Annotated in this window: 12 protein-coding genes; 10 read left to right on the forward strand and 2 right to left on the reverse strand. The window is 38.4% G+C overall.

Annotation, left to right across the window (positions count from 1 at the left end):
• The first annotated feature begins 2 nt into the window (after positions 1-2).
• From ACJMLD_RS02800 to ACJMLD_RS02840, 9 genes are all read left to right on the forward strand, one after another.
• Positions 3-428, forward strand: coding sequence for a universal stress protein (locus tag ACJMLD_RS02800; protein ID WP_405267764.1), 426 nt, complete (start codon positions 3-5; stop codon positions 426-428).
• Between the two features lie 123 nt (positions 429-551).
• On the forward strand, positions 552-719 hold the full coding sequence (locus ACJMLD_RS02805; RefSeq protein ID WP_067041727.1) for a 4Fe-4S binding protein: 168 nt from the start codon (positions 552-554) through the stop codon (positions 717-719).
• 4 nt (positions 720-723) lie between these two features.
• Complete coding sequence (locus tag ACJMLD_RS02810) at positions 724-1,902, forward strand: NAD(P)/FAD-dependent oxidoreductase (RefSeq protein ID WP_405267766.1); 1,179 nt, start codon at positions 724-726, stop codon at positions 1,900-1,902.
• Between the two features lie 9 nt (positions 1,903-1,911).
• Positions 1,912-2,880 carry a UDP-glucose 4-epimerase GalE gene (gene galE, locus ACJMLD_RS02815; RefSeq protein ID WP_405267768.1) on the forward strand — a complete coding sequence of 323 codons (969 nt, stop codon included), beginning with the start codon at positions 1,912-1,914 and terminating at the stop codon, positions 2,878-2,880.
• A 9-nt stretch (positions 2,881-2,889) separates the two neighbouring features.
• Positions 2,890-3,783, forward strand: a complete 894-nt coding sequence (locus ACJMLD_RS02820; protein ID WP_405267769.1) for a hypothetical protein — start codon at positions 2,890-2,892, stop codon at positions 3,781-3,783.
• A 72-nt stretch (positions 3,784-3,855) separates the two neighbouring features.
• Positions 3,856-5,277, forward strand: a complete 1,422-nt coding sequence (gene purF / locus ACJMLD_RS02825; RefSeq protein ID WP_405267771.1) for an amidophosphoribosyltransferase — start codon at positions 3,856-3,858, stop codon at positions 5,275-5,277.
• 5 nt (positions 5,278-5,282) lie between these two features.
• Entirely contained in the window at positions 5,283-6,530 is a 1,248-nt protein-coding gene (locus ACJMLD_RS02830; protein WP_405267773.1) for a U32 family peptidase, read from the forward strand.
• Complete coding sequence (gene cfbC, locus ACJMLD_RS02835; RefSeq protein WP_405267774.1) at positions 6,523-7,320, forward strand: Ni-sirohydrochlorin a,c-diamide reductive cyclase ATP-dependent reductase subunit; 798 nt, start codon at positions 6,523-6,525, stop codon at positions 7,318-7,320. The genes ACJMLD_RS02830 and cfbC overlap by 8 nt, the downstream gene beginning before the upstream one ends.
• 1 nt (position 7,321) lies before the next feature.
• Positions 7,322-7,798: a methylated-DNA--[protein]-cysteine S-methyltransferase gene (locus tag ACJMLD_RS02840; protein WP_405267776.1), complete on the forward strand. Its 477-nt coding sequence runs from the start codon at positions 7,322-7,324 to the stop codon at positions 7,796-7,798.
• A gap of 18 nt (positions 7,799-7,816) precedes the next feature.
• Here ACJMLD_RS02840 and ACJMLD_RS02845 read toward each other — a convergent pair whose 3' ends face one another.
• Positions 7,817-8,773 carry an ARPP-1 family domain-containing protein gene (locus ACJMLD_RS02845; protein WP_405267778.1) on the reverse strand — a complete coding sequence of 319 codons (957 nt, stop codon included), beginning with the start codon at positions 8,771-8,773 and terminating at the stop codon, positions 7,817-7,819.
• Positions 8,770-9,126 carry a hypothetical protein gene (locus tag ACJMLD_RS02850; protein WP_405267780.1) on the reverse strand — a complete coding sequence of 119 codons (357 nt, stop codon included), beginning with the start codon at positions 9,124-9,126 and terminating at the stop codon, positions 8,770-8,772. Before ACJMLD_RS02850 ends, ACJMLD_RS02845 begins: the two co-directional genes overlap by 4 nt.
• A gap of 106 nt (positions 9,127-9,232) precedes the next feature.
• On the opposite strand from ACJMLD_RS02850, the gene ACJMLD_RS02855 reads away from it, so the two are divergent.
• Positions 9,233-9,877, forward strand: a complete 645-nt coding sequence (locus ACJMLD_RS02855) for an HAD family hydrolase (protein WP_405267782.1) — start codon at positions 9,233-9,235, stop codon at positions 9,875-9,877.
• Positions 9,878-9,897: the final 20 nt, after the last annotated feature.

A 9,897-nucleotide genomic window follows, 5' to 3' on the forward strand; every position in this document is an offset into this window, starting at 1 on the left:
CAATGTTTGATGTAATAATGGTTCCGGTTGACGGATCCGAATATGGATACAAGGCAGCCGATGTGGCTATTGAAATAGCCCAAAGATTCGACTCCAAAATAGCCGCAGTCCATGTTCTGGAGGAATTCTCATTCAATAGTTATGACATGGAAGAGGATTCCGGCGATGCAATCTTGGCAAAAATTACTGAGAAGGCAAATAAGCTAGGAATCGAAGTTACAGAACACTTGCTCACTGCAGATCCGTTAAGGGACATGAAATTCATTGCAGACCAGACCCGTGCTGATTTGATTGTCATTCATGCTCATGGAGCCAATAATCATCGATTTGTGTCCTTTGATGAAAACGATGTTTCAGATACCCAAATAGGTTCTGTTTCAGAAAGGCTTTTAAGAACTTCTTCAGTACCTGTATTATTGATAAAATAATACTTAAAAAAACTTATTTTCCTTTTTTTATACATTTTTATAAGGTATTTTTTACTTAACTTTTTATATAATAAGAAATATACTAAATATAACATAAATTATTAAGATTATAGGAGATATTTTATGATTGTTAAAGATTGGTGCTCATTCTGCGGTGAGTGCGCTGGAGTTTGTCCAAGAAACTTGATTCAAGTTAGAGAATATTCATTAGTGTTTAATGATGATGACTGTAAAGAGTGCGACACATGCATCAAAGCATGTCCGATAAACGCATTGGAAAAAGAGGATTGATTATATGATTGAAACTGATGTAATTGTAGTAGGTTCAGGACCTGCAGGTTCCTCTGCAGCAAAACACGCTGCATTAGGTGGCGCAAGAGTAATTTTGATGGATAAGAAATCTGAAATAGGTTCACCAAAAAGATGTGCTGAAGGTGTTTCAATTCAAGGATTGGAAAAATTAGGCATTGAACTTTCCCCTCGTTGGGTAACTCAAAAAATAGAAGGAATCAGAATTCAGACTCCTGATGGAACCGATGTTTGGATGACCAGCGAAGAGGTCAAAATACCTGAAGCAGGATACATTCTAGAGAGAAAAGTGTTCGATAAGCATATGGCTATGGATGCTGCCAGAGCAGGTGCTGAAATCAGAATCAAAACCTTAGTGACAGGCATCGATAAGATTGAAGATGGGTATATTGTCTATACTGAATGTATGGGTGAAAAAATCGACTATAAATGTAAGATATTGATTGCCGCTGATGGTCCTGAAGGCCACGTTGCAAGATGGGCAGGATTAAAACCGGCTGCAAAGCCTAAGGAAATGGAATCCGGTGTTCAGTATGAAATGTGTAATGTCGAATTCGAAAGGCCTGGGGTAATTGAATTCTATTTAGGTTCATGTGCTCCTGGAGGATACGTATGGATTTTCCCTAAAGGCGATGACATTGCAAATGTAGGTTTGGCAATTTTACCTCATAAAGCTGAAAAGACAGCAAAAGAATACTTGGACGACTTTGTTGCAACTTCCCCTTACTTGAAAAACGCTCAGGCTGTTGAAATGAATGTGGGAGGAGACCCTGTAGGTGGAATGACCAAAAAACTTTATGATGATAACATTTTAGTCTGCGGAGATGCCGCAGGTCAGGTAAACCCATTGACCGGTGGAGGAATTATCTCAGGAATGACTGGTGGAATGTGCGCGGGCCAGGTTGCCGCTCAAGCTATTAAGGAAGATTGTTCTAAAAAATTCTTAAAACAATACGATGAAATGGCACATGCGGAATTGGACCACGACATCAAAAGGTATAAGAAGGTTCAGGAATACCTGCTTACCTTATCCGATGAGGAATTGGACAGCATCGGTCATGCATTCCAGGATGAAAGCTTTGATAAGATTTCAACTACTGAAATCGTTAAAAAATTGATTAAAGTATCTCCAAAAGCCTTACTTAAATTAGGCAAATTCGTTTAGGTGTTAAAATTGATTTTGGTTACTGGTGGAGCAGGCTATATTGGATCTCAAACCAACAAGGCTCTTAATCTTGCAGGTTATGATACTGTTGTTGTGGATAATCTCTGTAAGGGCTATGAGTCCTTTGTCAAATGGGGAAATTTTGAAAACTATGACTTTGGAAGCAAAGATTTGAGAGAGGTTTTTGAAAAATATGACATCGATGGTGTTATTCACTTCGCAGCTTTCTCGCTTGTAGCAGAATCAGTTGAAATGCCTCAAAAATACTTTAAAAATAATTATAAGAATACGCTAAATCTCCTGCAGATTATGAGGGAATTTGGTGTGGACAAATTTATTTTATCTTCAACCGCTGCAGTATATGGAAACCCTGAAAAGGTTCCTATTACAGAAGACCAGGCCTTGAAGCCAATCAATCCTTATGGACATTCTAAATTCATCACAGAAAAGGCTCTTGAAAGGGAAGCCAAAAAAGGTGATTTCAATTATGTGTCTCTCAGATACTTCAATGCAGCAGGTTGTGACTTTGACGGTGAAATCGGGGAACTGCATGACCCCGAAACTCACTTGATTCCATTGGTCTTGGATGCCGCTATCGGAAAGCGCGAATCCATTTCCATTTTCGGTGATGATTATGATACTCCAGACGGCACATGCATCCGCGATTATATTCATGTCAATGACTTGGCTGATGCGCATATCAGGGCATATGAATATCTATGTGAAGGAAATGAGTCAGATGTCTTTAATTTAGGAAACGGAAAGGGATATTCTGTACGTGAAGTAATTGATATGTGCAAAAAGGTCACTGGCCGTGATTTTGAGGTCAAAATAGACAAACGCCGTGAAGGCGATCCGGATATTCTAATAGCCGATTCAACAAAAATCAAGGAAAGGATGGGATGGGCTCCTCAATATAATCTTGAACAGATTGTAGAGTCTGCCTGGAAGTGGCATAAAAAAATGAGTGTAGTTTAGGTAATATTCATGGAAAACGAAAATCATGAGACAAAGATTGATGTTCGCATAATAGTGTCAGGTCTGGATATCGCACAGCTTGTTTCAAAAGCTGTAAATAACATTCAGCTTGAAAGGGATTATAACATTATCGTCTCTTCAATAATACCTACTGTAGAACTGGACATTGTTAAAAAGGTAGCCAGCGGTGCAGATATCCTTTTGATTGGAGGATATGGTCATGATGAAACATACAATATTCTTTTCAATGAACTGAAAACCGATTTTAACAATATAGGTTTATTCGATTATAATGCCATCATCATTGAAGACGAATCAATTGACTTTAAGCTGGCCGAAAAGGAGATTCTGAATTCAATAATAAAGTCAACATTGTCCTATTCCTTGAATCTAATCAATATTCATTCATTGGAAAATAAGCTGATGAAAGTGACTCATAACTATAATAATCTTTTGGACGACTACAACCAGATTATTAAAGAGAATGAAGTGTTAAGTCAAGAGAACAATGAGTTGAGAGAGGATATCTCAGAAGTCCGGGCTGATTTTGATGCTTTTAAATTGCGTTACCAGGACATCTACTCCAGAGAAATTCTCGAAATCTTTAATCTATATGATCTATGGCAGGATACTTTCAGGCAAGATTTGGAAGATGAGGAGAGGGTTGTCATTGCAACAGACAAATTTAGACCCGACAATATCATTGTTGGCCAGGGTTTCATCGCAGCCGAATCTAAACCTAAAGCTATAGAATGGTTAAAAATTGTCAGAACCGCACTGATTTTTGTAGATGACAATTCCGATGATCTGGTTAAGGAACCGACTCCCGACAGCGAACCTAAAGTTCCGGAAGTCAGGGATGACTATGATATTTCCAGCTCCTTTGAGAATTTTTGGGACTGAACCCTAAAACAATTATAATTTTATACTAGTTTTAAGATAATTATAATTATACTATTTAATAGGAGTTAGCAAATGCAAGGTGAGATGGAAGATAAGTGTGGTATTGTTGGAATTCACACAAGTGATGATTCTAAAGATGTCGCATCTTTTGTTTATTATTGTTTGTATGCTTTACAGCACAGAGGTCAGGAATCAGCAGGAATAGCTACTTTTAATTCAAGCCACGGTTTAAAATATTACTGTGGAATGGGTTTGATTACTGACGTGTTTAGAGATTATGAAATCCAAAATCTAAAAGGCAATATGGCCATCGGACATGTAAGATATTCAACAACCGGCCAATCAAAACTGGAAAATTCACAGCCTTTCGTAATTGATTTTGGTGACGGATTTATTGCAATGGCTCATAATGGAGACATTGTAAACTCTGAAGAGTTAAGGAATGAACTTATCAGTGAAGGGTTTTACTTCAAATCCGATTCCGATTCTGAAGTAATCTGTTATTTGCTTAAAAAAGAGCATTACGATAACAATAAGGATGTTTTAGAGGCTATCGAAGCTGTATGTAAAAAAATTGTAGGGTCATATGCATTAACAATTTTAGTTGACGGCGAGTTATATGGTGTAAGAGATCCTATGGGCATAAAACCGCTTGCAGTTGCAAAAAAGGGTGATGAATTCATTTTAGCTTCTGAGACTGTTGCTTTTGATGTAATCAATGCAGAATATATCAGGGATATCGTTCCTGGTGAAATCGTTTACTTCAAAAACGACGAACTCAACTCCCACATGCTGGAAAGCGCAGGAACATGCAAACTTTCACACTGCATGTTTGAATATGTCTACTTTGCAAGGCCTGACAGTACTATTGACGGCATTAACGTTTATCAGACCAGAATGAACATTGGCGAACAGCTAAGAAAGTTATATCCTATTGATGCCGACGTTGTAATTCCCGTGCCTGATTCATCAATTCCTGCGGCCATCGGATACTCAAGGGCTTCCGGAATTCCATATGGTGAGGGTCTTATCAAAAACAGGTATGTCGGAAGGACATTCATCATGCCAACTCAGGAAGAGCGTGAGCTGGCGGTTAGGCTCAAATTAAATCCTATTAAATCAGCCTTGAAAGGCAAAAAGATTATTTTGATAGATGACAGTATTGTTAGGGGAACCACTTCAAAACAATTGCTCAATCTTGTAAAGGAAGCGGAACCGGCTGAAATACACTTGTTAATAGGTTGTCCGCCAGTTATTTCACCTTGTTATTATGGAGTGGCTATGGCAACCAAAAAAGAATTGATTGCAGCGAATTACACTACTGAAGAGATAAGGCAGCAATTAAGCATCGATACGTTAGGATATATTACTCTTGATGCTTTGGTCGATGCAATCGGAATGCCTAAAGAGGACTTATGTTTGGGTTGCGTCAATGAGGAATACCCTACCGAGATTCCTGAAGGTCTTGAAGCTGAAACTTACTATAAGCCTTAGATATCATGGTTGAATTATTAGCTCCTGCCGGAAATTTCATATCTCTGCGCGCTGTTTTGGAAAATGGTGCAGATGCAGTTTACTTTGGCCTTGAAGATTATAACATGAGGGCCAATGCAAAAAATTTTTCCCTAGATGATTTAAGGGATGTCTCAAGGATTGCCAAGGAATATGGGGCTAAAACATACTTGGGCACAAATATTATTTTGAATGAACGCTTAGCTTCAGAGCTCGAATCCAAATTGGAAATCATCTCAGATTCAGAAATTGACGGACTGATCCTATCGGATATAGGATTAATTGAGGATACAGTATCCCATGGCCTTGAGGCCCACATCAGCGTTCAGGAAAACGTTACTAATTCTTATACTTTGAAAACTCTTAAAAAATTAGGCGCCAAAAGGGCAATTCTGTCACGTGAACTTTCCTTAAGGGAGATTGAGGAGCTTGCCAGAAAATCCCCAATCGAAACTGAAATCTTTGTTCATGGCGCAATCTGCATGGCGATTTCCGGGCGTTGCTTTTTAAGCTATGGCCTTTATGGAAGAAGCGCAAACTGCGGCGATTGCCTGCAGCCCTGCAGAAAAAACTGGACATTGACATATGAAGAGGGTGAAGACAATGTCGTTAACTTTTCGGATGTTGAAGATGAGACATTTATCGTAACCGGAAGCGATGATGGAAGTTATAGGACTAACTTCTTTTCACCAAAGGACATGTGCATGATTGAACATATTCCTGAGCTTATGGAAAGCGGCGTTGCATCTTTCAAGATTGAGGGAAGGGCACGCAGTCCCGATTACGGTGCGATGGTAACAGGAATCTATAGGCAAGCGATTGACGATTATTCAAAAGACCCCTTGCATTATGAAGTTAAGGACGAATGGATGAAAGAGCTCACTAGCGTATTCAATAGGGGTTTTGACACTAATTTTTATTTCAATACTCCATTTGAGACAAGCGAAGACAACCAATCAAAATATATCAAAAAGGACATCGGACAGGTTGTTAACTATTACAATAGAGTAAAGGCGGCCGAGTTAAGGATTTGGGATGATTTAAGGATTGGTGATAAGATTATCATTCAGGGTCCCACTACCGGTTCCATCACCCATACGATTGATTCTATGCAAATCGAAGGTGAAAGCGTTAGTGAAGTTGAAAGAGGATGCAATGTGGCAATAGCCATTGAGCAGAAAGTAAGGGAAAACGATTTTGTTTATAAATTAGTTGAGAGGAATTCTGATGATTAAGAAAATAGCCATTTATGGAAAGGGAGGAATTGGAAAGAGTACTACAGTAGCTAATCTGTCTGCTGTTTGGGCAAGTGAGGATTTGAATTGTCTTGTAATAGGCTGCGATCCAAAGGCGGATACTACACGTACCTTATATGGTAAAAGAATTCCTACAGTTGTCCATACTTTGAAGGATAACAGAAAGCCTGAAAAGGATGATTTGGTTTTCAGAGGCTTTAAAGATATACTATGTGTCGAAAGTGGAGGTCCTGAGCCTGGTGTAGGATGTGCAGGGCGAGGTGTCATCGTTGCCATGAAACGCCTCGAACAATTGGGCATCTTTGATGAGGACTTGGATGTTGTGGTCTATGACGTTTTGGGGGATGTCGTATGCGGCGGCTTTTCGGTGCCTCTGAGGGAGAAGTATGCGGATGAGGTTTTGATTGTAACTTCAGGTGAGTACATGTCACTTTATGCGGCCAACAATATTGTTCGCGGTGTTAAGAAGCTTAAGGGTAACTTGAGCGGCATTGTCTGCAACTGCAGAAATGTCGACAATGAGGAGGAAATTGTCAATGACTTTGCAGAAAAGATAGGCACACATGTTATTGGAACGATACATAGAAGTAATTTGATTCAGGATGCTGAATTAGATGCAAAAACCGTTGTAGAAAAATACCCTGAAAGCGCAGAAGCACAAGAATACTCGAACCTTGCTTCAAATATAATGGCCAATGAAAAGATTTCAACTCCGGAACCTATGAGCGATGAGGAATTTGAGGAATTCTTCAAATCATATATGGATTAAAATGTATTTTTCAACTGATTATGATTCACCTTTAGGTAAGATGCTTATCGTAAGTGATGGCGAAGCAATTTGCGGCATATGGTTTTATGGCCAGAAGCATTTTCCATCATTGGAGGATTTTATTGAAAAGGACGATTTGCTTATTTTTGATAATGTTAAAAAGTGGTTGGATAGCTATTTTAAAGGTGAAAACCCTGAATTTGACTTTAAGCTGAAACCTGATGGCAGCCAGTTCAGACTCAAAGTCTGGAATATATTGTCTGAAATTCCATATGGCGAGACATTGACATATGGCGAGATTGCAAGAAAGATTTCACCTGAAATGTCGGCACAGGCAGTTGGCGGTGCGGTAGGCCACAATCCCATATCCATTCTGATTCCATGCCATAGGGTTTTGGGATCAAACGGAAAATTGACAGGATATGCCGCCGGCTTGGATAAAAAAATAGAATTGTTGAAAATAGAAAAAATAATATAAAAAATAAAAAAAAGGTTTTTAAATGTCGTATACCTCTTTTATTTCAATGTTTTCAGCAACATCGTCGGTTTCTTCTTCAGCAGTGTCCTTTTTAAAGTAGGACCAGTGAAGAATTTCCTGTTCATAGGTATAGAGATTTCCAAATCCTTGTGAATTTTCAAACTCATAGACCTTTTCCAAGCCATTGCTTTTTTTATCTTCAAATGTTGAGTCCTTTGCATTTTCAATTACGAGTCTTGATTCATCAACGTTTATTGAAAATGTGGTGTTTTCAACTTTTGAATTTATCAGATAGCTTTTGATAATTTTTTCATGAAAATGGCTGTAAATTTCAGGATTTAGGAATAATTCAAATCCTTTTATTTCACCGTTTACAATGATTAAAACGCCGGTTTGACCTTCGGCCAGATTAAATGCCTTTATAAATTCCTCATGATTTACTTTTTGTGCATCATAGCTTTCGGACATTGCACCTGTAGGGGATGAAAAGTCGATTGATTTTTCAAGGTCTCTGATTGATGACCAGACTTCACTCTGCACGGGCCTGTTATGGCGTTTTGCGCTTAGTTTTGCTCGGCGGGTATTATAGTCTGCAATATGCACGGAACTTCTAAATTCGCTTTTGTATGCCCAACGGCCCTGTTCGGTACAGCTGACGGAAATGCTGCATTCTGATTTTGGTGCTACCAATATTGTTGAGTTTACAATCCTGTTTTGGTCTCCTCCAACCACCTCTTCGCCATCAACTAAAAGGAGAGGGGTAATGGAATTGTTTTTGACGATCAATGTGTTTACGGTTGAGTGTTCACATTCTTTAACTTCAACAAGGCCTAATTCCAAACCTTTTTTTAGTGTTAGGATGTCTAATTTATAGTTAGGCTGGGTTTTTAAAGGAATAATCGCCATATGTTCATGTGATTGAGGAGTTAAAAGTTCAATGTCTGAGTTTAATTCGGTTTCTCCTATGATTATCATTGTTTCTCCTCCACGTGTAATTTTGATAAGTCATCGAATAGGAAGTGTATGTCGCTTTCAGGGTTTTTCACTTCTTGAGTGAACTCTTCGGTTGATAGTACTTTTGCAATAGCCTCTTTTCCTATTATAAATTGTATTTTTGCAATGTATTCATCTGAAATTTTGTCATATAGTCTTCCACCGCTCATTGTACCTTTTGCTACGGTGCGGGTGCTGTTTGCAACGTATCCTATTTTTCCGAAATGTCTCATTTCACAAGATATTGCCTCTGCATCATAGTTATTATCCGGTTCTTTTGTTAATTTTACTAATCTGTTTAATGCTAATGGTTTTGGTCCGTGAAATCTATCCATTGAAAGTATTGTTATATACATATTATCACCTTGTGTGTATATTGTGCTTGATAATATTTAAAGGTATCGAAAAAATAGTTGTATGATGAACTATAAAGTTTAGTATATGAAAAAGCTTGCAATTTTCGATTTTGACGGGACTTTATTTGATTCAGTAGATGATGTCGTCAAATCTTTCAATGAGGCATTGACAGTCTATGGTTTTCCTACCGTAACACGTGAGGAGTATATCGGCAGCTTGGGCGGAAACATTGATGAAATAGTCTCATTGGTATTGAAGGATAATGCCACTCCTGAAAATCTTGAAAGCTTCAAGAACACCTATCTGAAGATTTATTACGGATCAAAAAAGGAGAATAGCCTTCCGTTTCCGGGCGCTCATGACATCTTGAAAGAATTGGAAAGCCGGGGAGTATTGCTGGCAATCAATTCAAACAGGTTTACCGATTCAATCGAGTCATTTGTAGAAAAGTTCTTGGAGGATGTTGATTTCCTATCGATTGAAGGGCATGATTTTGATATTCCAACCAAACCGTCTCCAGCGGGCGTCAACAGAATCATTGAAAAGGCAGGAGTTTCTGTTGAGGATGCAATTTTCATCGGAGACTCTTCAACAGACATTGAAACAGCCAAAAATGCAGGAGTTGACTGCTTGATTGTCAAATGGGGCTATGGAAACGAAAAGGACTTTGAAAACGATTATGTTTTGGAAGCTATTGATGATGTTTCTGAAATACTTAACTATTTTTAGCTTGAAAATCAATTAATTAT

The sequence above is a fragment of the Methanobrevibacter sp. genome (genome assembly GCF_045112895.1).
In the GTDB taxonomy this organism is placed as follows: Archaea; Methanobacteriota; Methanobacteria; order Methanobacteriales; family Methanobacteriaceae; genus Methanocatella.

What these genes read in the sequence shown, in the direction of transcription:
- ACJMLD_RS02800 (WP_405267764.1), top strand. Translation starts at nt 3, where the DNA reads ATGTTTGATGTAATAATGGTTCCGGTTGACGGATCCGAATATGGATAC.
- ACJMLD_RS02805 (WP_067041727.1), top strand. Translation starts at nt 552, where the DNA reads ATGATTGTTAAAGATTGGTGCTCATTCTGCGGTGAGTGCGCTGGAGTT.
- ACJMLD_RS02810 (WP_405267766.1), top strand. Translation starts at nt 724, where the DNA reads ATGATTGAAACTGATGTAATTGTAGTAGGTTCAGGACCTGCAGGTTCC.
- ACJMLD_RS02820 (WP_405267769.1), top strand. Translation starts at nt 2,890, where the DNA reads ATGGAAAACGAAAATCATGAGACAAAGATTGATGTTCGCATAATAGTG.
- purF (WP_405267771.1), top strand. Translation starts at nt 3,856, where the DNA reads ATGCAAGGTGAGATGGAAGATAAGTGTGGTATTGTTGGAATTCACACA.
- ACJMLD_RS02830 (WP_405267773.1), top strand. Translation starts at nt 5,283, where the DNA reads ATGGTTGAATTATTAGCTCCTGCCGGAAATTTCATATCTCTGCGCGCT.
- cfbC (WP_405267774.1), top strand. Translation starts at nt 6,523, where the DNA reads ATGATTAAGAAAATAGCCATTTATGGAAAGGGAGGAATTGGAAAGAGT.
- ACJMLD_RS02840 (WP_405267776.1), top strand. Translation starts at nt 7,322, where the DNA reads ATGTATTTTTCAACTGATTATGATTCACCTTTAGGTAAGATGCTTATC.
- ACJMLD_RS02845 (WP_405267778.1), bottom strand. Translation starts at nt 8,773, where the DNA reads ATGATAATCATAGGAGAAACCGAATTAAACTCAGACATTGAACTTTTA.
- ACJMLD_RS02850 (WP_405267780.1), bottom strand. Translation starts at nt 9,126, where the DNA reads ATGGATAGATTTCACGGACCAAAACCATTAGCATTAAACAGATTAGTA.
- ACJMLD_RS02855 (WP_405267782.1), top strand. Translation starts at nt 9,233, where the DNA reads ATGAAAAAGCTTGCAATTTTCGATTTTGACGGGACTTTATTTGATTCA.